The organism is Coleofasciculus sp. C1-SOL-03, from assembly GCF_040220555.1.
Classification (GTDB): Bacteria; Cyanobacteriota; Cyanobacteriia; order Cyanobacteriales; family Coleofasciculaceae; genus Coleofasciculus.
This window is the reverse complement of sequence record NZ_JAVJUO010000194.1, coordinates 67230-90773: the sequence shown is the minus strand read 5'-3', so window position 1 is coordinate 90773 and position 23544 is coordinate 67230. Positions and strand designations below refer to the sequence as shown.

Annotated in this window: 17 protein-coding genes, 1 tRNA gene and 1 pseudogene; 12 read left to right on the top strand and 7 right to left on the bottom strand. The window is 46.7% G+C overall.

Annotated elements, in window-relative coordinates; translation table 11 throughout:
• Positions 1–132: 132 nt before the first annotated feature.
• Positions 133–2076, bottom strand: a complete 1944-nt coding sequence (locus RIE73_RS29795) for a DUF3370 family protein (protein ID WP_446404612.1) — start codon at positions 2074–2076, stop codon at positions 133–135.
• A 324-nt stretch (positions 2077–2400) separates the two neighbouring features.
• Between RIE73_RS29795 and RIE73_RS29790 the strand changes: the two genes are divergently transcribed.
• Positions 2401–2474: transfer RNA gene (locus tag RIE73_RS29790), tRNA-Asp, on the top strand.
• Positions 2475–2572: 98 nt separating this feature from the next.
• On the opposite strand, the gene RIE73_RS29785 is transcribed toward RIE73_RS29790, so the two are convergent.
• Complete coding sequence (locus RIE73_RS29785) at positions 2573–5755, bottom strand: CHAT domain-containing protein (RefSeq protein WP_446404611.1); 3183 nt, start codon at positions 5753–5755, stop codon at positions 2573–2575.
• A 175-nt stretch (positions 5756–5930) separates the two neighbouring features.
• Positions 5931–6545: a hypothetical protein gene (locus RIE73_RS29780; protein ID WP_446404610.1), complete on the bottom strand. Its 615-nt coding sequence runs from the start codon at positions 6543–6545 to the stop codon at positions 5931–5933.
• A 582-nt stretch (positions 6546–7127) separates the two neighbouring features.
• Between RIE73_RS29780 and RIE73_RS29775 the strand changes: the two genes are divergently transcribed.
• Both RIE73_RS29775 and pyk read left to right on the top strand, forming a co-directional pair.
• Positions 7128–7430 carry a hypothetical protein gene (locus RIE73_RS29775; RefSeq protein ID WP_446404609.1) on the top strand — a complete coding sequence of 101 codons (303 nt, stop codon included), beginning with the start codon at positions 7128–7130 and terminating at the stop codon, positions 7428–7430.
• Positions 7431–7725: 295 nt separating this feature from the next.
• On the top strand, positions 7726–9510 hold the full coding sequence (pyk, locus tag RIE73_RS29770; RefSeq protein WP_446404608.1) for a pyruvate kinase: 1785 nt from the start codon (positions 7726–7728) through the stop codon (positions 9508–9510).
• 292 nt (positions 9511–9802) lie between these two features.
• Here pyk and RIE73_RS29765 read toward each other — a convergent pair whose 3' ends face one another.
• Positions 9803–11410 (bottom strand): adenylate/guanylate cyclase domain-containing protein, encoded by a 1608-nt coding sequence (locus RIE73_RS29765; protein WP_446404607.1) that lies wholly within the window; start codon positions 11408–11410, stop codon positions 9803–9805.
• A gap of 362 nt (positions 11411–11772) precedes the next feature.
• Between RIE73_RS29765 and RIE73_RS29760 the strand changes: the two genes are divergently transcribed.
• Both RIE73_RS29760 and RIE73_RS29755 read left to right on the top strand, forming a co-directional pair.
• Positions 11773–13281, top strand: a complete 1509-nt coding sequence (locus RIE73_RS29760; RefSeq protein WP_446404606.1) for a protein kinase domain-containing protein — start codon at positions 11773–11775, stop codon at positions 13279–13281.
• Positions 13282–14124: 843 nt separating this feature from the next.
• Positions 14125–15093, top strand: coding sequence for a glycosyltransferase family 2 protein (locus RIE73_RS29755; protein WP_446404605.1), 969 nt, complete (start codon positions 14125–14127; stop codon positions 15091–15093).
• Between the two features lie 39 nt (positions 15094–15132).
• On the opposite strand, the gene RIE73_RS29750 is transcribed toward RIE73_RS29755, so the two are convergent.
• Positions 15133–16338 (bottom strand): SGNH/GDSL hydrolase family protein, encoded by a 1206-nt coding sequence (locus tag RIE73_RS29750; RefSeq protein WP_446404604.1) that lies wholly within the window; start codon positions 16336–16338, stop codon positions 15133–15135.
• Between the two features lie 516 nt (positions 16339–16854).
• Here RIE73_RS29750 and RIE73_RS29745 point away from each other — a divergent pair.
• Positions 16855–17097 (top strand): hypothetical protein, encoded by a 243-nt coding sequence (locus RIE73_RS29745; protein ID WP_446404603.1) that lies wholly within the window; start codon positions 16855–16857, stop codon positions 17095–17097.
• The gene (locus RIE73_RS29740) at positions 17094–19160 is read left to right on the top strand and encodes an AAA family ATPase (RefSeq protein ID WP_446404602.1); all 2067 of its coding nucleotides are present in this window, start codon (positions 17094–17096) and stop codon (positions 19158–19160) included. The genes RIE73_RS29745 and RIE73_RS29740 overlap by 4 nt, the downstream gene beginning before the upstream one ends.
• 121 nt (positions 19161–19281) lie before the next feature.
• On the opposite strand, the gene RIE73_RS29735 is transcribed toward RIE73_RS29740, so the two are convergent.
• Positions 19282–21072, bottom strand: coding sequence for an AAA-like domain-containing protein (locus RIE73_RS29735; RefSeq protein ID WP_446404601.1), 1791 nt, complete (start codon positions 21070–21072; stop codon positions 19282–19284).
• 163 nt (positions 21073–21235) lie between these two features.
• Positions 21236–21520, bottom strand: coding sequence for a hypothetical protein (locus tag RIE73_RS29730; RefSeq protein ID WP_446404600.1), 285 nt, complete (start codon positions 21518–21520; stop codon positions 21236–21238).
• On the opposite strand from RIE73_RS29730, the gene RIE73_RS29725 reads away from it, so the two are divergent.
• The 5 genes and pseudogenes from RIE73_RS29725 to RIE73_RS29705 form a co-directional block, all read left to right on the top strand.
• A complete protein-coding gene (locus RIE73_RS29725; protein ID WP_446404599.1) occupies positions 21512–21850 on the top strand; it encodes a hypothetical protein in 339 nt (112 codons plus the stop codon). The genes RIE73_RS29730 and RIE73_RS29725 overlap by 9 nt on opposite strands.
• Positions 21851–21964: 114 nt before the next feature.
• Positions 21965–22519 carry a caspase family protein gene (locus tag RIE73_RS29720; RefSeq protein WP_446404598.1) on the top strand — a complete coding sequence of 185 codons (555 nt, stop codon included), beginning with the start codon at positions 21965–21967 and terminating at the stop codon, positions 22517–22519.
• Entirely contained in the window at positions 22512–22670 is a 159-nt protein-coding gene (locus RIE73_RS29715) for a hypothetical protein (protein ID WP_446404597.1), read from the top strand. The genes RIE73_RS29720 and RIE73_RS29715 overlap by 8 nt, the downstream gene beginning before the upstream one ends.
• Positions 22648–23067, top strand: coding sequence for a hypothetical protein (locus RIE73_RS29710; RefSeq protein ID WP_446404596.1), 420 nt, complete (start codon positions 22648–22650; stop codon positions 23065–23067). Before RIE73_RS29715 ends, RIE73_RS29710 begins: the two co-directional genes overlap by 23 nt.
• Positions 23068–23505 (top strand): annotated as a pseudogene (locus RIE73_RS29705) (tetratricopeptide repeat protein); the annotation flags it as partial. It abuts the gene before it with no gap.
• Positions 23506–23544: the final 39 nt, after the last annotated feature.

Sequence of the window (23544 nt, the reverse complement as noted above, 5' to 3'; positions counted from 1 at the left end):
ACCCTGCCTTATTCAAGACCCTATAGTTTATGCAGATGACCCTCTAAACCCTTGACGAAATAACGGCTAGTTTTGTGTCATTGGTGGCAAAGTTCGTAGTTGCACGAAGCGTGCCATAAGTTCCCCGTTCTCTCACCTCGCCAACGTCTTCACCGTCAACACCTGTGGCGGTGTGGAATCGGGTGGATAAATAAACTCAACCTTGACGTTTCGCTGTTCCCCCGGTGCTAAATTTAACCTCACTAAGGGGTCAGACGGTTGTCCCCGACGCTGAACTAAATGAACATAGCGCCTCTGACTTTCCCCTTGGTCATCTTCATAACTGACCCGAACCGTTCCCCGAAAAAACACCTGTTCAACAGGTGGATTCAAAAACAGTAACTTATCTGTACCTGCCTCATCTTTTAAGGGCGTTTGCATCGATACCGTTACCGTTTGCGATTGACTTGTCGTATTCTTCAGGGGTAACCTTAGATTATATTCCACGCCATAATTACTGTGAGCATAATACGCCGTATCCGGATAACGGGCTAACATCGGCGCACTTTGAATTTGACCTGTATTTAACGTAATTAAATGCAGTGTCCCTAAGACATAGGAAAAAGCCTCACCGGGTTGAGGAATTCTCAGATTACCCGATGTCAACGTATCTGTAATCTCCGCTAACCATTCGGTTCCTTGAGATACCCCAGCCACTCGTCCAAATACAGTGGGTTCCATCGGCGGGTCAAGGGGGGTTGGCGTCAGATTCCGGGGTTCGGCTAATTCTCCTTCAACTAATAAGGTTTGCCATTCCGCTAATGTTGGGGCGTGGTATGTTCCATTGGAGTTCTGCGGCGCTTTCATGGCTAAATTGGCAACATAAACTGAACCATTACTACTTAACCGCATCATCGTGGAACGTCCATTCGATGCTGGCGCCCGTCGGATCGGAATCGGCTGATTCATCAACAGTTGAGTTTGCCCTGCTGCTAAGACGACTTGTTCCGGAAACCCCTCCTGACGAATCCCCCGCAGGATATCATTCATCGTGCGACTACCGGGTCCCGAATAAATCTTGCCATTGGGATTATCTACTATATCGGGTAAGTCAATAAACGGTGCATCGGGAGTACTTAAATAACTCGTCGCTTGCAAAACCTCAACCGTTACGGGTTTATCCGTGGGATTGTGCAGCAGTAATCCCTGATAAAGGGGACGAGTTTCTGCCTGAGTTTCTGCCCTAGCGATATGATGGGTAAAAATATCAAAACGTCCTTGAAAGGGAAAATTCAGATGGGCAGACGGAACCCGCTTTCCGGTGGGGGAAAAGGTGGATAACAAAATTCCTTCACTTCTGACTAATTCGGGATAATTACTATTAAATGTGGGAACAGAATTTAGTCCTCCGGGTAATGTCCGCACCTGTTGGGGATGAATGTCCACCCCCGCTATATACTCAGGCGGAACCGCATAAATATTTAACGCCCGACACAATAGCGCCGCCACTTCGCCCCGAGTCGCCCGTTGATTGGGGCGAAGCCGTTGCACTGTGGGATAATTCACCACCAACGTATTCACCGCCGCCGCCGCGATCGCATTCTTGGCGTATCCTGGAATACCAGAGGCATCTTGGAAATATCGTCCCAGGGTTGCCGATGGATTACTGGGAATCCGGTAATTCTTCGCCCCCGCCAAAACCCCAATCGCCTGCACACGAGGAATCGGTTGACTGGGTTGAAAAATCCGCCCTGGATAACCTGCGAAAAATTCCCGTTGATAAGCGTCTTGAATGGCTAAATATGCCCAGTGACTAGGCGGCACATCTGTAAACGTGATCCCACCCCGTTTCACCTCGGCGTCGGGAAAGGCATTCAGCATCAACACCGCAAATTCTGCCCGGGTAATCGAACCATCAGGGCGAAATGTGCCATCTGGGTAACCTGTAACCAGGTTGCGAGATGCCATCTGGTTAATGCAATCCTTTGCCCAATGGGTTTGAATATCGGGGAATGCAGTAGCCTCGGTGGTAATCAGGCTACCACAGAAGGCAAGGAGAAGCGATTGACACAGAGAGATGTTGAAACCTCTAGGCATGAAGTCGGTATTCGGCGAATTTGTGGTTATTGAAGCATTTTCGGGAGAATTTGTTTCTTTGATTCGTCATTCGTCATATCTGCCTCATCTCCCCCATCTCCCCCATCTCCCCCATCTCCCTTATCTTCCCCATCTCCCTCATCTTCCCCATCTCCCCATCACCCCATCTCCCCCATCTCCCCCATCTCCCCCATCTCCCTCATCTTCCCCATCACCCCATCACCCCTGCACCTCCGCCCCTACACACCCAGCGACAAAAAATTTTTCGGCACTGGCTTGACAAATCCATAAATCTTCGCAACAATGGTATTCGGCTCGGAAATTGGGACTGTAGTTCAATTGGTTAGAGCACCGCCCTGTCACGGCGGAAGTTGCGGGTTCGAGCCCCGTCAGTCCCGTAAAATGCTCAATAATTCATAGATATCTTGAATAGGTATCTTGAACAAAGGGCGGCTTCTCAAGAGAAGCGAGTATGATACATGACAAATGACAATCATCACGCCAATCCCTGAGAGACAAAACCAGCCCAATAATAGGGATGAGAAAAAGGCTGCTTCTCCTGCGCCAACGACTGCAAACGCTGCTGCTGTACCTGAATCTTATCCGCTAATTCCTGCCACTTCTGGCACTCAGCCACATCACCCTTAACCTTGGCATGATTCCGCCCAGTCATCGCCTGATCATACTGCTGTTGCAACGACTTGCCAATCTCCCTTTGATAATTCCTGGCAAACTCCTCTCCGGTTAAATTCCGCAATTTAATCTGCCCCTGCTGTAACGCCTGAGAACGGCTCATCCCCGCCTGACGAAAATTGTAGTAAAAAATCGCTAACAGGGCGCTGGCTAAGTCCTCTACCGACCACTGCGTACTCACTACACTCCTGGCTCCAGCACAGAGAAATCCTGTGGCTAAACTGAGTAAATCATCAGTAAGTTCGTTAACACTAAAATTGACCTCGCAGCAGCAGGCAAATACATCAGATAAATTGGGCATTCGCCAACCGGGGCTGATGAGTTGACTCAGGGTTAGAGAACCATCCCCTAATACTAAATAAGAGTCTAGGGGTTGTGTGGGATTCGATGTGGCATGATGGCTAGAGTGGAGAACTTGCACCTGTGAGGCTAAGGTTTGATATTCGGTTACTGTCGCTTTGCGCCCTTGCAGGCGTTTGTCAGCAGAAACGCCGTAGGATTGGGCAAGGGTTTCGCATTCGTAGCGGGTGAACAGTAAGTCTTCTGTGGCATCTTCAACAATACCCATTGTCGGCTGATTTGGGATTGGCGGGCGTTGCTGGCAATAGTAGAGAATTTGGCAGCTTGGTACAATCCGAATCCGGAATAAATCGCCTAAATAGGTGGTGGAAGTTACGGTTACTTTGGGTTGAGATTTTTTGCCAATCACTAATCCCCGCGTTTCTCCATTTCCTTTACTGTTGGCGGGATGTAGAAAACCTCTCTCCAAACCTCTCTCCTGCAAGGAGAGAGGCTTTGAATTATTACCCTTTTGGTGGAACGTCTCTATCCCATCAATCGGTAATGCAGCAAAGGGCATTTGATGTAAACGCAAATACGGCACAATAATGAATTCCTCAATTCCGGTGAGATACTGAGAAATCAAATCTTTTAACTGCAAACGCTGGGCGAGTTCCTGGAGAAAAGTTCCCATATTTTCTCGCCATTCTGCATTTGCTCCAATATAGGAAATAAACCAGTTTTCAAATATCCACTTTTGGAAAGTTTCAAGTCCCTGCCCTTTGCAGGTATAGACTTGCGGACTCCGATCCTTAAGCAGGATAAAAATATGAGTATCTTCTCTGGTAGTATAGAAACTCAGCAAGGCAGTAGTATGATGTTCAATTAACTCCTGCATCTGGTCTAAATTCAGATGTTCTACCTGAATTTGTCCCGCTAATACCGGATCATAACGGCGTAGTTGCTTCCAAACTTGTTGTTTTTGTGCCTCTAATTTCTGAATTTCTGCTTGATTGGCGGCTAATTCATCCCCATCCGGCAATCGACGACTCCCGGTTAATGCTGGAGTCGCTTCTGTTTGAGAACTAAACCGTAGGGCATTAATCCGCTGCTGCAATTCCTCATAGTCAATTAACAATTCTTGGACTTCTGGTTTAATTTCTCCCCCTGGGTTTAGTACATCACTCGCCATCAATTCAACTAAGCGTTGACAACGGAAGCGTTCAGTATATTCTAACGCTTTGCCAATTTCACCAATATTCAAATAAGCTTGGATGATTCTTTCATAGACATAAATTGACTCCCTGAGAATCTCCTGGCGGCGTTCTTCATCAATCACCCAGTTGCGGCTTTGTTCGACCGATTTTATGGCTAGTTTATAGCTTTTAATCGCTAATATAAAATCGTGATTATCCCAGGCAAGGTTGGCTAAACTTCGGCTAGTTTGCAAGCAATCAATCGGGTAGTTTTCTGGAGTACAGACAAGTAAAGCGTTATGATCATGGGCGATCGCGGCTTCTAGATTCTCAGCCCTATCTCCGCGTATTCTATTACTGTAGGCAGCCGCCAGATTGTTTTGAGTGGTTGCCCATTGTTTGGGGAAATCTGACTGGGTACGGACAAGTAAAGCCTTATCATAATGTGCGATCGCTGCTTCTAGATTCTCAGCCCTATCCCCCCGTATTCTATAATGATAGGCAATCCCCAGATTGTTTTGAGTAGCTGCCCATTCTTGGGGAAAGTCTGACTGGGTAAGAACCAGTAAAGCGTTATCATAATGTGCGATCGCTTCTTCTAAATTCTCTGCCCTATCCCCGCGTATTCTATATAAGTAAGTATTCCCCAGATTGTTTTGAGTCATTGCCCAATCTTGGGGAAAGTCTGACTGGGTACGGACAAGTAAAGCGTTATTATAATGTGTGATCGCCGCTTCTAAATTCTCAGCCCTATCCCCGCGTATTCTATATGAGTAGGCAGCCGCCAGATTGTTTTGAGTAGCTGCCCAATCTTTGGGAAAGTCTGACTGGGTACGGACAAGTAAAGCGTTATTGCAATGTGTGATCGCCGCTTCTAGATTCTCTGCCCTATCCCCGCGTATTCTATAACTGTAGGCAGCCGCCAGATTGTTTTGAGTCATTGCCCAATCTTGGGGAAAGTCTGACTGGGTAAAAATAGTAGCAACGGCTTGATATCCAGCAATAGCAATTTCTTTGTTACTCGCGATATTCCCTAAAGGAAACTCTTGAATCAAAATACTGAAATTGCCAATAGTCGCAGCGATAAATTTAGCAGCGCCTGGTTCAAGTTCAGTCAAGGTTTTCTTTACCCACGCTGCCAATATCTGGACGAAGTTATCATCCAGCTTATCCAGATTATTCTGTAGCAGAGCGTATATTGACTGACGATGATTATCTGTTGCCACTGCTTGTAATACAGACATCAAAAAATCTAGATAGTCTTCGGGTGCTGCCGAAGTTGAGGAAATTCCCAGCATTTCCGCTAATTCTGCTGCTAACGCTAGTAACCAATTTGCGGCATTCTCATTTCCCGCCTCTGTCATTTGCGCCGCAACTGCTTTCATTACCTGCACAAACTCCTGATCCACTAATTCAGCGTTTGCCTGCAATAAGGATAATTCTTCCCCATTGGGACAATTCAGCAGAGATTGAATCAGATTAATATAGGCAGTCATTCGTTGTTCATTCATTGGTATTTATCCTCGGTATTCAGAACGTTTACATAAACAGAAGATTGAACAGAAACGATTAAGGTTTAGTCGTTGATCCCCCCCTGCCCCCCTTCAAAAGGGGGGAGATATTCATATCAAGTTGCATTCCAAGATAACAGATAGGGGAGAGGGGGAGATGGGCGAAAAAAAAGTTCTATATTAGACTGCAACTTGGTATCAAGCCCTCCCTTTTCCAAGTTCGATAAATTGAATCCCTGTTTTCCAGGAGAGAGATATTCAAGCCCCCCTTTTTAAGGGGGGTTGGGGGGATCTCCACCTCCACTACCTCAAACGCCTGATAAAACCCCCGCCAATTTTCCTCTCCTTCCAAATTAACCCACAATTGATGCAACCGTTCAGTATCCCAAATCGGTGCAGGTTCCGCTTCATTCGGTTTTAACCAGGGAAACTCTAACCAGCGATTCACCACCAACCACTGATAAACTACCTCCCAGGCGCCCTTTTTACCCCGTTGTCGCTGAATTAACGGCGCTGTATTCACGCCATCTTGTGCCATTTCCTCACCAAACACCTCCACCAGCCGCCGAATTACATTTTGTACGGTTGTATTAATTGAGGTTTGACAATTAACCCCCTGTAACGGTTCTGTCTGACTCATTTGTTTGGCGATTTCTACATGAGACGGCTGAGACTCCCGTCGCTGGAATCGCAGCGGAAAGAAGATGCGTTCTCTGAGATTTTTATCGGTAATATCTCGTGGAAATAACTGCTGGTTGATATCGTCCAGAAAGTTTTGATTGTAATTCATAGTGTTAACCCTCGATTTTTGACATTTTTACCCTCATTACCTAACCCCTTCTCTACCCCCGCCTTTGAAATGAATTCGTAGGGGCGCACCGACGTGCGCCCAATTTTACCCACGGATGTGCGTTCTCACCATAAAATACATCCCGCAATTTTAACTGTGTCATAAGCTGTTTAGCATTTAAAGCTTAATGTCAATAATGACGAAATCTTTGTAGTGCGAGCCGGAAAGCTCGCTACCCATTCCCAATTTAAATGCGTGACAGTTTACCAGTAGAGTGAGATACAGACGTGAGGCAGGGCGCAAGCCTTGCGCCCCTACAGTTGCCTTTACATTTAACGTAGCAAAACCGATGTAAATTGTCAGTATAAATACCCCACAAAACAAAACCTACTATTTCCAGCTATTTCCAATTATTTTCCTCTATTTATAAACCATTTGCCCCTATTTACAGACAATTAACTGCAATTTACCACCACACCACTCAATCAAGTAACTTTTTCTAACTATCTACTTCCAGTTTTCAATCTATTTATTCCATCGCCAGACTAGACCTCATAAGCCAAAATTCAACGAGGTCAAGCCATGAAATACCCAACCTCCAAAACCTGGAAAAAGAAACTCTGGCTATTAGCTGAATTCCTAATTCCTAATCTCATCGGCTGGTTGTTCAAATCCAACCTAGAACCCGGAATCAGTCTGTGCTTCCTACTGTGGAATTGGCTAATGGATGAACAGACGCAATCCGATGAACACCAACGCCACAAATCCTGGCTCATGTTCTTAATTCTGTCTGGTATGGCATTAGCAATATCCTTCAGCCAACCCTCACCCCCGGTTGATTGCCAAACACCTATCACCCTCCAGTCTCCCCAATCAACCCTATAGACAGATGCTAGGGAACCTCTCTACACTAATCCTTACCCGTAAGACCAATGACAAATGACAAAGGACAGCGATACAATCATTTATCTCGACTGTCGCTGACCCATTTAGTTTGTAGTAAGCGCTGTCTTCGCTTCTGGCACGCTTCGTGCCTACTACGAACCCAGCTTAAGTCAGTGACATTCCATTTAAGACAAAGGACATCGCTTGCTTCTCGCGATAACGAATGACAAATGACAAATGACAATTCTCGCCGTTAACGTTACTCCCACCTACTGACTCATCCCGTTTTCTGCTTATGCAACTGTACACATCCCGGCGTCGAACCAAGATTGTAGCCACAATTGGTCCTGCAACCTGTCATCCAGAGATACTCAGAGATCTGATTAAAGCAGGTGCGACAACGTTACGGCTCAACTTTTCCCATGGCACTCATGATGACCATCAGCGTAGCATCCGCCTGATTCGCCAAACCGCCTTTGAACTGAATCAACCCGTAGGAATCCTGCAAGACTTACAGGGACCCAAAATCCGCCTCGGTAAATTTGAGAACGGTTCGATTACACTAGAACGAGGCGATCGCTTCACCTTAACCAGTAAACCCCTAATCGGCACTCAAGAGATCAGTTCCGTCACATACCAACCCCTCGCTGATGAAGTCCCCAACGGTGCCACAATTCTCTTGGACGATGGCAGAGTCGAGATGCGGGTGGAAGAGATTAATCGTGAGAAAGGCGCCTTACACTGTCGGGTCGTTGTCGGTGGTAAACTGTCAAATAGCAAAGGCGTCAACTTCCCCGGTGTCTACCTCTCCATTCGCGCCCTCACCGATAAAGACCGCCGGGATTTGATGTTTGGCTTAGACCAAGGGGTTGATTGGGTTGCCCTTAGCTTTGTGCGGAATCCTCAAGATGTCCTGGAAATCAAAGAACTAATTACCAGCGCCGGGAAAGATGTCCCCGTTGTGGTCAAAATTGAAAAGCACGAAGCCATCGAACAAATGGAGGCTATCCTCTCCCTCGCCGATGGAGTGATGGTGGCGAGGGGTGATTTAGGGGTAGAACTACCGGCTGAAGATGTGCCTATCTTACAAAAGCGGCTGATTACCACCGCCAATCGTCTGGGAATTCCGGTGATTACCGCTACCCAGATGCTGGATAGCATGGTCAACTCTCCACGCGCTACCCGTGCAGAGATTTCTGATGTGGCAAATGCCATTTTAGACGGCACCGACGCCGTAATGCTGTCCAATGAAACCGCCGTGGGCAACTATCCCGTCGAAGCGGTATCCACGATGGCAAAAATTGCCACTCGTATCGAACAAGAGGAAATTGTGCGGAATATGGAAGATACCCGCCGTTCAATTCCCAACGCGATATCCCAGGCGGTGGGTCAAATTGCCGAACAGTTACAAGCCTGTGCGATTATGACCCTAACCAAAACGGGTTCCACAGCACGAAATGTCTCCAAGTTTCGCCCCTCGACTCCCATTCTGGCGGTAACACCCCATGTAGATGTGGCGCGACAACTGCAATTGGTGTGGGGAATTCGCCCCCTATTGGTGCTGGATTTACCGTCAACAGGTCAAACCTTCCAAGCTGCGATTAATGTCGCCCAGGAAAAACAGCTACTCTCTGAGGGCGATTTGGTGGTGATGACGGCTGGGACATTGCAAGGGGTTCCGGGTTCCACGGATTTAATTAAAGTGGAAGTGGTCACGGCTGTCCTCGGTCAAGGGATTGGCATTGGTAAAGGGTCAGTCAGTGGTTTAGCGCGGGTGGCGTATAGTGCGGGAGAAGTGAGCAACTTTAATCCGGGTGAAATCCTGGTGGTGCCGTCAACCAGTGCGGATTTTGTTGATACCATGCGTAAAGCATCGGGTGTAGTGACCGAGGAAGATAGTTTAACCAGTCACGCGGCGGTGATTGGGATGCGTTTGGGAGTTCCGGTGATTGTTGGGGTGAAAAATGCGACTCAGCGGATTCGGGATGGGGCAATTATCACCCTAGATACTCAGCGCGGTTTAGTTTATTCCGGGGCGATGGCGGCGAGTCCAGCTAGCAGTGGGGCGGTCATGGTGTGATTGCTGTAGGGGCGGGTTTAGGGACTTGGGTTTCGCGATTGATGATCACCTTTGTACAAAACCCGCCCTGAGATGGTGGTGTAGGGGCGGGTTTAGGGACTTCGGTTTCGCGATTGATGATAACCTTTGTGCAAAACCCGCCCTGACCAATTGAAGGGCTATCGCTTCTGTGAAAATACTGCCTTCGAGTTAACATCGGTGGGTTACGGCGGATAGGTTCACTGAAGGGCTATCGCTTCCGTGAAAATACCGCCTAACCCACCCTACCCCTACCCTGTACATCTATTCAAGGCTATCGCTGGGTTTGATACACTTGTACAGGTCGATCAATCCCTTTAAAGCGATACTCATCCATTAGTTTCAAGTCTTGCTTGTGCGTCAGTAAAGCATAGGTATCTTCACTTAGCACACATTCCCCAGGCGGACAAATCGCTTCCATTCGCGCCGCCAGGTTAATGGTTGCGCCTAAGGCAGTATATTCGACCCGTTGAGAACTCCCGACATCTCCCACTACGGCTTTTCCACTATTCACAGCAATCCGTAATTGTATGGGTTCGAGTAATAATCCATTCGTATTGAGTCTATCTAAACGATTCAGCATTCCCTTGGCTGTCGCCAAGGCGCGGTCAGCATGATCCGGTTGAGATTCAGGAGCGCCAAAAAATGCCATAATACAATCGCCAATATATTTATCCAGGGTGCCATTAAAGGCAAAGAGTTCTTGCAGCATCTCCTCAAATAAACTATTAAGCAATTGGGCAATCTGGACGGGACTTAACCGTTCTGAGAGCGAGGTAAAGCCGACAATATCGGCAAATAGGATACTGATTTCGCTTTCAGCGGCGGGTAAACGACCATCAGGTAAGGTGCGATAGGCAATCAGTTGCTGAACCACGGCGGGGGAGTGATAGCGTTCTAACCGTTGGCGAATCATTTCTTCGCTGGTGAGTTTCTGAGTCAAGAGCCAGCGTTGTACACTCGATGCCACGAGATTGGCTAAAGTGGAAAAAAAGCTGAGGTCTTCTTCACCTTCTTGCGTCCAATGGGTTGATGAGTGATGGGCGTCGGCATAGAGTACCCCAACCACCTTATTTTCATCCCAAAGGGGAACCGCGATCGCACTGCGAATTCCTTTGTAAAGAAGACTGACTTCTCCCTCAAACCGTTGGTCAGCTTGGGCATCGGCGGTTTGAATCGCGACTTTTTCGGTAAAGACTTTTTGACAGATACTGCGACTAATCCAATGGCTGGATTCGGCTAAACTTTGCTGCTGATTGATGTTTCTGGATGCCGCATTGAGTAACTCTAATTGCCGTGAACCCGTTACATCGACCAATAAAGCAATCCGTTCGATGCTTTCGAGATAGCGAAAGACTACATCCTTGACCCGTGAGAAAATCGCTTCGATGGATTCCGCCGCACTTAAACCCTTGGCTATCTCGACCAAGTCCTTCAGCCGAGCAATGGTTGTTTCCTTGACGCTCAGTTCATCCCCTTTATCCTTTGCCTGTATCCATTGCTGTTGCAATTCTTTGACACTGCGAAGGATTGTGGCTTCTGCGGGTATCTGTTCGACGGGGATGGTTCGGGTTCGTCGCGACGAGTCCGCTAAAACAACCACGAGGCTGACATCCCCTAACCAAATCACATCCCCGTTTTTCACCAGTTGCGGCGAGGTAATCTGGCGTTCGTTCAGTAGCGTCCCGTTTTTGCTCCCCATATCCTTAATCATCCAATTGTCGGTTGCCGTTTTCAACAGCCGAGCATGATATCGAGATACTCCCTCGTAGGGTAAGGTTAGGTCACACTCCGGTAAGCGACCAATTGTAAAGACATCCTGATTGACTGTCACCGTTTTTTCGGTATTTCCTTGGTGCAGGCGCAGTTTGAGTTCAGCCATACTTAGATACGTCCTGGAAGCGAATATGGGGCGCAAAACGTTTTTCGATAATCCTCATCCCGTAGATTAATCTTAGTGTATTGATTTAGGAACACCCATGAGGGGTGATCAAGCCGTCATAATTATCAGTTATCAGTAGAGACACTTCCACAGAACGTCTGTACCCCGTCATAAAATGCAGTATTTTCTCCCATGAGTTACTTGTTTTGGATAGAGACATGCCATTCTATGTCTTTTTAGCATACAGTCAAATCCCCGTTCCAATCGAATGAGATAAAACCTCCACCATCCGGATACCATCGCTTTTGCCTGAACAACTGATTAGGCTATACATTTACGTCCGGGCAGCAATCAATATTATAATGATAGGCGCATTACTAGACCAACGTTACCAAGTGGTTCAGGTTCTAGGGCAAGGTGGATTTGGTCATACGTATCTGGCACAAGACACCCACCGACCTGGTAATCCGACTTGTGTGGTTAAACATCTCAAACCTGCCACCAGTGAACCGGACTTTCTGCAAACCGCCAGACGTCTGTTTAATGGAGAAGCTGAAACCCTGGAAAAGCTTGGCACTCATGACCAGATTCCCCGGTTGTTAGCTTACTTTGAGGATAACCAAGAGTTTTATTTAGTACAGGATTTCATTGCCGGACATCCCCTGAGTGTGGAATTGGAGCCCGGTCAACGTTGGCAGGAAGACCAGGTGATTCAACTGTTGCACGAAGTTTTATCAATCCTGGAATTCGTCCATAGTAATCATGTTATCCATCGAGATATCAAACCGGATAATTTAATCCGCCGCGCTATAGATAACCAGCTGGTTCTGGTTGACTTTGGCGCGGTGAAGCAAGTCAAAATGCCATCGATTATGGCTCAAGCCGCCGTCAGTGACACGGTGGGAATTGGTACGCCCGGTTATATGCCTAGCGAACAGGGACAAGGTAGACCCCGTCCTAACAGTGATATTTATGCTTTAGGTATGATTGCTATTCAAGCGCTGACGGGGTTAAGTCCCACTCAGTTGGTTGAAGATCCGGAGACGGGGGAGATCATCTGGCAACAATATGCTCAAGTGAGTCAGGGGTTAGCCATTATTATGACGAAGATGGTGCGTCACTATTTTAAATATCGCTATCAGTCGGCAACTGAGGCGCTGCAAGCACTCCAGGCACTCACCCATCCTCACACACCCCAAAATTGGGCAGTCCTGGTTAACCATAAGGGGCGTTTTTATCTGACTGAAACGTTTCGTTTTCTGGGGAAACTGACAAAACCTGCGGCGAATGTATCCAATAACGCTAACCCTGCTAACCCTTCCCCATCTTCTACCATCCCAGCACCTCAATCCGCGAATTCTGATCAGAATACGGTAACGGTGGCGCCGGTGAATCGTTCCCGATCGCCAGTCGGTTCCTCATCTCACCCGAATCCGATTACTCACTCGCCTCGCACCTTATCCATATTAATCGGTGTCGGCGCGTTTACTCTAGGCGCGATCGCGATTTCGGGGATTAACCGATTATCAACTTCGCCGACGACGCCGCCAAATAACGTGGAACTCGCCCAGAATCAACTTCAATCTGAACCGACAACCCATCCACCTGAATCTGAATCCCCAAGCCATTCACCCCAACCTGAACCGACAACCCATTCACCCCAACCTGAACCCGCCCAGAGTTGTGTCATTGTTACTACACCCACCAATTTACGTTCCTTGTCTGGACGCCAGAAAACGGGGACTGTTCTGCAAAAAGATACTCAACTAACGGTAACCGGAAAAGAAGAAAACGGTTGGATCGAAATTAGTGAACCCGAGCCGGGTTGGATCTGGAAGCGCCGGACAAAAAATACTTGCCCGTCCAATTAAGGTGTTTTTCGGGTTAATTGGCTGATTATTGCTCTGGAGAATCGGTGTGAGTAATAAAAGCTCCATAATAGGTGCTAAAACGCCAGAATTCTATTACAGGAGCAATTATAAATTTATTAATTTTTCCTAAAATATAGCGTTGAATTGGTTCAACTCTGACAGAACTCGTCGCCGTCATGTCAATCGATGTAAATACTTTCATGATTTAGCCTCCAAGGTTTTCTGAAGAGAGCCGACATCTGTGTATCCCTGTCAGGTGGTTGCTCTGGGCGTGCTAGACGTGAGTAATCAGGGATAGAGTGCGTTATCTAAACCCCCTTATTTTATTTTAGGTTACATTCGTTACTTTTTTTTTTCAATCTATCGACTATGGGGGAGCAGGGGGAGCAGGGGAAGCAGGGGGAGATAGGGGGAGCTGGGGGAGCAGGGGGAGCTGGGGGAGCAGGGGGAGATAGGGGAGATAGGGAAGGTTAACTCAAAACTCTACCTTACCTATTGCCGATTGCCGATTGCCGATTGCCGATTGCCGATTGCCCATTCCCTGTTCCCTGTTCCCTTGTCCTCATGCTCAACGTCAATGGTGTCCGGCTACTTAATTCAGCAAAATGGCGGATGCCAATTGAGTCAAAAAAGGATAAGTTTATTATTCAGCCGTTGAAAAATCAGTAATTTCACGTAGATAGATCGGTGGGGATCGGGAGTATTTTATGGTAAGAGATAAATACGCTTAAGTATGAGTATCAATAGGTATTGTGGAAAATACCTAAATCTTTATGGTCGCTTTATGGGAATTTAATAAAACCTATTAGATAATAGTCTGTAAGTCGAGGCGGATCTTGCATTGTGTTTAAATTTACGATTGTCATCACCACCTATAACCGTTTGTCTCTATTGCAACGAGCCGTAGAATCAGCATTAGCACAAACGTTACCCTGTGAAGTGATTGTTGCTGACGATGGTTCCTCAGATGGTACAGAGGCATATATCCGTAGTTTAGGCGATCGCGTGGTTTATCACCGCAATCCAGTTAACGTGGGACATTGCGCCACGATGAACGCTGCCGTTAAGCTAGCGCAAGGGGATTGGATTAAACCCATTGACGATGATGACTATCTTGCCCCCAATTGTATTGAGGAATTAACCAAGGCGATCGCTAGATATCCCCAAGCGGTTCTCTGTTCGACTCAAGCGATACAAGTCAGCGCCAATGGTCAAGAACTATCACGCACCCAACCCATCAGCAATGCTGCGGTTGACTATGTGCCTCAGTCTGAGATCCATTATCGGATGCTTTTAGAGCAACTGCCCTTTGGCACACCGGTACAAGTTGCCTTTCGCAAAGATGCCTTTGTCAAATCCGGGGGATGGGATTCCAGCTTTGAAGTGAACTATGATGATATTGACTCGTGGGTGAAAATTGCCCAATATGGAAATGCTATCCTGGTTAATCAGCATTTAGCCTACCGGACATTATGGCATCAAGGGAATCATCTCAAGTTTTCCCTGCAACAGCGCCTACACAAGCATATCTCGATTAAAGAAAAAATTTATAAGTTTGTCCATCCCAAATACCATGATTCTCTGCCCTCTTTGCAAGATATTCAGGATTTTTTAAGCTTGTACTGGAGTTTAGTCGGCTTCAAGCAAGGAAAATTTGCTCAGGCTTTTACCTTGTTACTTCCAGTGTTGTTTTCTTGGAAAGGTTGGCAACTCTTAACTCAAGTGATTTACGCTCGGAGATGTGAGCAAACGTTCCAACAAGATTGCCCAGCACCTAGACCCAAGCAGATGCCTTTATTATCTGAAATGTAGAGACGTTGCATGCAACGCCTCTATCAGATTACAGTCAGATTACTTGAAACTCTCCTCTTTTGTCTTAGAGTTCGGCTGGGATCTCTTGAATTTCTTGTGGACGAACCAACCGAGTCCCAAAAATCCCAATGCGGCGGACGAACCCGGTTCGGGAACCGACTGGGGTTCTGACTCCAGCGCCTCTAGAGCATCGTCAGCATCGTCGGCGAGTTGGGCATGAGCGACGGTGGTTGGGTGAATACCATCCCAGAACAAAAACTCATTGGGGTTGTCACAGATTTCCAAACCTCCTGTTCCATCTAGTTTACCGTCATTCTTGAGGGGATGAATGCAAGAGTTGGTGACATTCGTGAAACCAAATTCTTCTGGATTGGCGATGGTTTTGTTCAAAATCGAATAAACATCAAGCGGTACGATATTAATGTCATCCAATTGGTTCAAATCCTCCAGACTTGCATCTAATAGCTGGTTATGCTCCTCAGATAATGAAGTAAGCTTCATGGAGATCTGATCACCCATGCTCAGTGCGCGAGGGGTTTTACCTAAATCTGGCAAGTTCGGGACAAGGAAATTACGCCCCCCTAAATCGTAGAGCGTTTGTACGGCTTCGGTTAAATTCCCCACTGTTTCCATCGGGTCAGGGTCGGGTACAAGCTGGTAATCGTTAGGACCTCCCCAAATCACGTAAAGTGCATCCTCATCGGCTTGTTGATCTGCTACGGCTAGATCATCTTCAAACCAATCAACCTGAGTTAACATTCCCGGTATCAGTTCACCCGACTCACCCACTCCTTGGGTACCCGTTTGAGCCCCACCGAAGGCAAAGTTCACGCTGTTGGTCGCCGTCGCACCATTAAAGAAGGGGCTAACTTGAGGTTGACCGTCCTCAGGAAATGCGATCGGGGAAGGTATATTAGAACCGCGAAACAGCACGGATAATTCCGTAGAGGGGATCAGGTTTATTTCCAACTCCTCTGCCAAATAATCGCTCCAGACTCGACCATTAGAAAAACGTCCGTCCTCATCGTAGGGGGGAACAGGAGGTTCAACTGGCGGTATTTCAGTACCAGGGGGTATCTGTTCAGGCGGTAGGTTATTGGCGGCGGTTGTGGCATTGAATATGTTACCCGGATCAGAGAGACTATCGCCAAAGACATACATTTTGCTGAATGTAGCCGCTAAAGCCTCCGTAGGCAACATGAACGAAAAGACAGTAAATCCGAGAGCGACAATTGGTGTTTTCATGAGAGGTGTTGACCGTTGTGGCTAATTTGGACAATGAGAGTGTGGCATAGACTCCTAGGGAAACCCAGGGATTGCCTGTGCCTCAATTGGTTTGTATTCAGATGATTTTGATGAATCTTGATGCGGTTATAACCAACCCAGCCTACCCACCATTTGGTCTGGGATTGTTATAGTAGAGAGTGATATGGATAAAAGGTACAAGGGTGATGAACCTTAAGAATCACCGAGTTTGACCAAAAATCCTATATCCACACTTTGGATAAAATATCGACTATGAGCAAAACTTTCAAGAGCAAAACTTTCAAATCAGTTTTCAACTTTACTCCTAAAACGCAAATGTTGCAGCGCTTGTTTAAATAAATGCATAATTCTTTACTAACAAACACCCTGCTTAAACTAACTACATATTACATTAGCTTAACAAAGTTGTAAATGCAACACAACTGTCAAAAATAAATGTGGAAAAACAGATAATAGTAATAATAATTTTAATTTTCGTCAACCCCCGATCAGGTGATGACATTTAAATATCCGGACATAGCCACGCAAGCCATCTCCAGAATCTTATCGGAAAAGCGTTCCGCCTATCATCGAAATGCGGCGATCTTGGACGTACAAGAACCCATTACCAGCGCGTCGCCAGAGGTTCGTCGGATTATCGAGAGAGTGTTACAAGCCGAAAAAGATAAACTTTATATGAAGACCCCCCGCCATATCAATGATGACATCTTGAGAATTGTCAAGGAACAAGTGCAATGAAGTTGAGGTCAATCCGGCTGTGCAACTTTCGCCAGTTTTACGGGAAGACACCAGAAATCACCCTGGCAACAGGCGATCGCAATACAACGGTGATTCATGGTAACAATGGTGCTGGAAAGACGACGCTATTAAATGGCTTCACCTGGGTGCTGTACGAAAAATTCACAGCAGCGTTCGCCTCCCAAGAACAATTGGTGAACAAACGGGCAATTAGTGAAGCTGCCCTAAAGGAATCGGTAGAATGCTGGGTCGAAATTGGGTTTGAGCATCAGAATAAGCGTTATCAGGCAAAGCGACTCTGCCGCGCTTACAAGACAGAAGCGGGCGTGGAACAGGGAAAAAGTGAATTATATCTACAAATTGCCGATGATGATGGTCGCTGGCTGCTACCGCAACAACTGCCAGAGGATATCATCGGGCGTATCTTACCTGCAAGCCTACATCACTATTTTTTCTTTGATGGGGAACGCATCGAGAAAATTGCCCGATCTGATAAAAAAGCCGACATTGCGGAAGCGACGAAGACGTTACTCGGTGTTGAGGTGTTAAATCGGTCAATTAAGCATCTCAAGGAAGCCAGAAAAACCTTGGAAGCTGAGTTATCGTTAATCGGCGATTCGCAAACCAAAAAACTGCTCAAAGACCAAAAACAACTGGAACAAAAAAGTCACAACCTGGCAAATCGACAAGTCGAAATTGACCAGGAATTAGCCCACCACGATGAATTAAAGCAAACCTTTAATAGTCGCTTATTAGAACTCGGTGGCGCTCAAGAGTTGCAACAGCTACGGGATGAACTGGAAGCACAACAAACAGTACATCGAGAGCAGCTTAAACAGGCAAAAGATAACCTCAAACGCGCCCTATCTACCCGCAGTTATACGGTGTTACTCTCTCCGGTGATCGCCGAGTTTCAGTCCATTGTCGAAGACTTGCGATCGCGTGGTGAACTTCCGGTTGGCATTAAACAGCAATTTGTCCAAGATTTACTGCACAGCCAGCATTGTATCTGTGGCACCCAATTACAGGAAGGAACCCCAGCCTATCAACAGGTTGCCGCTTGGATGGATAAAGCCGGATTAGCCGATGTGGAAGAAACCGCAATTCGCTTAGGGGTACAGGTAAGTGAAATTGAACGGCAAATCCCCGATTTTTGGGCAGATGTGGATCAGCAACAGATAATTCTCTCTCAAGAACGAGCGGAACTCTCTCGCATTGAAACTCAACTGGATGATATTAGAAAGAAACTGATCACGTTTCCGGATGAGGATATCAGTCAACTGCAAAAGCGCTTAGATGAAATTGAGACAACCCTGCGGGATTTAACCTTAGAAAAAGGGGCAAATCAGCAGCAAATTGAACGATTAGCGACAGACATCCAAGCCCTAGTCAAGCAAATCTCCAAGCATCAAATGAATGAGGCAAAGCAAGCATTGGCGCAGCGGCGGATTGCGGCAACTCAGGACGCAATTGAACGATTAATTGAAGTGAGAACCCGACTAGATAATCAGTTTCGCACGTCTTTAGAACGGCGAGTTCAGGAGATTTTTACCGGGATTTCCTTTACTCCTTATCTGCCTAAACTGAATCAGAACTATGAATTAACCTTGGTGGAAAAAACCTCTGGAAACGAAGAACTCGTGGCGGCGTCTACGGGAGAAAACCAAATTCTCAGCCTGTCCTTTATTGGCGGAATTATTGATCGGGTGCGGGATTGGATTCAAGAACAGGCGCTGATGGGACCTGATAGTAGTACCTTTCCGATTGTCATGGATTCACCCTTTGGTAGTTTAGATGAAATTTACCGCCGCCAAATTGCCCAAACTCTGCCCACTTTAGCCAATCAGTTAGTCGTGTTAGTTACCAAAACCCAATGGCGAGGAGAGGTGGCGCAAGAGATGGAACCCTATATTGGGCGAGAATACGTCCTGGTTTACAATTCACCGAAACCCGAGTGCGATCGCGACTGGATGGAACTGGGAGGCGTTCGCTATGATTTAGTCAAACCCAGTCCGAATGAGTTTGAATATACAGAAATTGTGGAAGTGGAGTATGTGTTTTAGTGAAGGTGTTCAATGACAGGACAGCACGACCGGATCAGGAGAAGGATGTCGGTTATCGTACCATTTCCCATATATGCCATGAAAAGTTCGGTTGGCGAATAGAATTACCTGTTCCCCACACTTAAGCCAAGCGATCGCGAAAATATTGCTGATACAATTGACACCGAGGCGTGCAATCATTACCAAAGAGTTTTACCAGTCCCATACTGTTTAATTTAAACGCCTGTTGCGAGGGTAAACGGACTGGCGTCGATGCCATCACTATGGCTTTCATCGCGTCCAATAATTCCGGATAGGTTTGCAAATTCCACAAATGGCGGCGCAAATGATCACTATAAATTCCTGCTTCCGTGGGCGCGGTTTGCTGGATGTCCTCTAATGTCATATCCTGACGGGCAATATGATAAAGTGCTAGTCTCACCAAATAAGGATGTCCACCAACTAAGGTAACCAGAGAATCTATCGTTTCAATCGACCATTCTAATCCATGGCGTCTGGCTAATTCCATCACCTGTTCCTGATTAAACTCTGGCAATTCAATCGGTAATCCCACATTAAAGGGTGATTTATTCATATCCAAGGGAACATATACTTCCGTGGAATGCACCACCACTAACCGGAATTTCTGCCAAATCTCGCGCCGTTTCGTCTCCTCATGCAATGCCCGTAATAACCCGAAGAAGTCATCAGCAATTTCCGGAGAGGCAAAGAGGCGATCAACCTCATCTAATCCTAATGTCAATGAGGTGGAAATATGAGGCAGTAAATACTGTTCAAAATAGGCTTTACAGCTTTGATTGCTACCAATCATATCCGCTAACTGGGCATAGTTTGCCAGTTGATCGGGATCGAGTCGCCCCAAGGCTAAACTCACACTGGCACAAAACCATTCTAAGAATGTATTAGAATTTGCCAATATCCGCTGATTTGCCAGTTGTAAACTTAATGCCACAGTTTGAGATCCCTGCTGTTCAGCATGACGCAGAATTCGCGCCATTAACGAGGTTTTTCCCATTTGTCGCGGCGCTTTAATTCGGATTAAGGAACCCGGTCGAGTTATGGTTTCATAACAAACCGATTCAATGGGCGGGCGATTGATGTAAAAGGTAGAGTCAAGATCGACTTGTCCTTCGGGTAATTCCGGTGCAGCGACGGGGAGAGGCGCATGAAGCGATGTATTTTTCTGGGTTTGGGGAGTCAGTTTACTCCAAGAAATCGCCAATTGATGATCCGTTGGCAAAGCGGTGCGCCCTTGGCTGAGAACCTGGAGAACTTCTGAGGCGAGAATCGTCGGATCATCATGACAACGCCAATGCCAGGGTTGAGTGCCTTGGAGATAGCCGAGTAAATCAAAAGGTAAGGGGGTACTGATACCATTTCCATTCTGACAAACGTCCACTAAAATCGGCAAAATGGCGGGTTTTTGGGGGGTGATATGGTGTAACGTCTTAGCCAGCCGCACCTGTTCGAGTACCATTTCACTAACGGCGGTGGTTTGGGATAATAGCAGCAGCAGGTAATCAGAGAGCTTTAAATAGTTATCCAGGGCGGTATTCTGCTGCGCCAAAAAAACGTCATGACCCGCTTGACAAATTGCCTGTTGTATTGTTTGCGTCAGATTAAAATGGGGCGGATATCCACTCATCAGCACTTTGGCTCTGATCTCCTGTACTTCATCGGCGTGAGAAGGCGTCTCTAAATCAGCAATATCCCGCCATTCCTGCCCTAAGGCGGCGCACAGTTCCACAAAATTGATATAATCCACGGGTTTGCCGTTGAGGAAGTTGCTCACGGTGGATTGAGAGATACTCAAGGCTTCCGCCAGAAGCTTCTGACTGGGAAAGCCATTCCGCAACAGGGACGATTTAACGCGGGAAACGGAGTGAGAGTGAACGTGGAGCGATCGCGGCATTGTCTGACATCAGCTTGTGATCCTGCATTGATCATAAATGCCAGTCCCCGTAAAAGTCGATAGGAGGCACAGTTTGGGGATTTTGGGGATTGGCGATTCGTTCCCAGGTTGGCGAAGGGAATATATCTTGACAGGTTCGGCTTCCCCTTGTATACGAGTTGACTCACGGTAGCGATTCACAGGCTATCCTATCCTTATCCTGGTCAAGTTTGTGCGGATCACCACTAGAGGCGAATGCGTCAAAAACAGCTTGAGCTTCGGCTTGGGTGTTCAAGTCTCCACAGTCACAATCGCTATTGGCACAGGCGGGTAGGTTGGCTGGTATGGTTTGAGGATTAGGGACTGGCTGATTCACCCGGTTTGATGGAATCCGTGATGCGATCGCATCCGTGATTTCATTCGCGCTAAAATCGAGCAGGCGGAACCTCCTGTGGTCTTGTTGGCGCATAGTTTAGGTGGGATTGCTTGTGTGGATTTGCTGGTTCAACAGCCTCTCCCACAAGTGGAATTGCTGATTACCGTGGGTTCTCAAGCGCCGTTTTTCTATGAAATTAATGCCCTCTACAGTTTAGAATATGGGGAACCGCTACCGGATTATTTTCCCAGTTGGGTGAATATCTATGACTTGCGGGATTTTCTGAGTTATATTGGCGCAAATGTTTTCCCCAATAAGGTGCAAGATGTATTAGTGGATAACAAACAACCCTTTGCGCGATCGCATGGGGCATACTGGACAAATAAAGCAGTATGGAAGGCTATTATCCCCCAGTTGCCATAAAGCAAGAGGAGGCGATTGAAATCGCTGCTACACAAACAAAGTCCGCCTGCGCGGACTGGGTTATAAGGGGGATAGCGTTCCCCGGATTTGGTATTGTAAAGTATAACTACAAAGGTGATATATCCCCCAGATCCCAGACGTGCCATGGCGCGTCTCTACATCCTCCCTCTGCTTTTAGCGGACATGAAATTTAGCGTTAAACCAGAACGAACTTATGGATTAGTTGTTGGTATCGAGAAATACCACGAAAATAGTTGGAATGTCGATGGACAGGTAAATGATGCCCTAAAGTTTGCTCAGTGGCTTAGTGCGCGAGGCGTTCCCAGAGACAATATTCGCCTGTGCTTATCATCGTTAGACGAAAATGGCACATTGGCTGAGCCAACAGAATGGGTAATCGAGGAAGCAACCGAGTCAAATATTACCACTCTAATTACCGATGTTCTGTCTGATAAAAAAGGGGATTTACTTTATCTATTTTGGGCGGGACATGGTTTAATTACCTCAACCCGAAACCGTCGTCTACTTTGTGCCGATGCGACGAAACGGAATTGGCAAAATCTTGATTTGGATTCATTACTGGTTTATTTAAGTTCAGATAGTTTTAAAATTTCCCATCATATTTGCATCATTGATGCCTGTGCCAATTATCTTTTAAGGCGTGGGTAAAACAGAATTAGCCCTGCAATATACCCAACACCATCGCCAGCAGGGAACCTATCCCGGTGGCTTGTGCTGGATACAAGCGGGGGCGGCGGTAGTTGGAACTCAGATTATTAGTTTCGCTGACAAAACAATTGGGTGTAGAAGCCGCATTTGAGTTGAGTTGGCAAGAACTGAGTGAAGAAGCTCAAGTATTAGGCTGTTTTCTAAGTTTATTTGCTCTGGCTCCCATTCCCTGGGTTTGGGTAGAACGATGCTGGGAAGACCAAGATGTAGAAGAGTTGGAGGATGCTAGAGATTATGAATTACTTAATCTAAGTTTACTGGAACGCGCGGATAAAGGCAGTTACCAACTACACCAACTCATTCGGGAATTCTTGAAAGGGAAGTTAGAACAGTTAACTGAAGCTGACGAACTTAAACAACGGTTTTGTCAGGCAATAGTCGCTGCGGCAGAGCAAATTCCCGCAACGCCTACTAAAAATGATATCGCCCTAGCTTCCCCGATGATTCCCCACCTAGCAGAAGCTGCAACTACTCAGAAGGATTGGTAAGGAAGGTACGCCGAAGCTGAACCTTTGTATCTGCAAGCCTTAGAGTTGTTTAAACGCCGACTGGGAGATGACCATCCTTATGTGGCAAGCAGTCTAAACAATCTGGCTGGACTTTACTATTCACAGGAAAGGTATGGAAAAGCCGAACCGTTGTATCTGCAAGCCTTAGAGTTAAGAAAACGCCTGCTGGGAGATGATCATCCCGATGTGGCAAGCAGCCTCAACAATCTGGCTCTACTCTACCATTCACAGGGAAGGTATAGTGAAGCCGAACCTTTGTCTCTACAAGTCTTAGAGTTAAGAAAACGCCTGCTGGGTGATGACCATCCCGACGTGGCAACCAGTCTTAACAATCTGGCTTATCTCTACTCATTACAGGGAAGGTATGGTGAAGCTGAACCCTTGTATCAGCAAGCCTTAGAGTTGAAAAAACGCCTAAAGTTCACTTGACAAGGAAAGAGAGAAAAACTAGGGGTG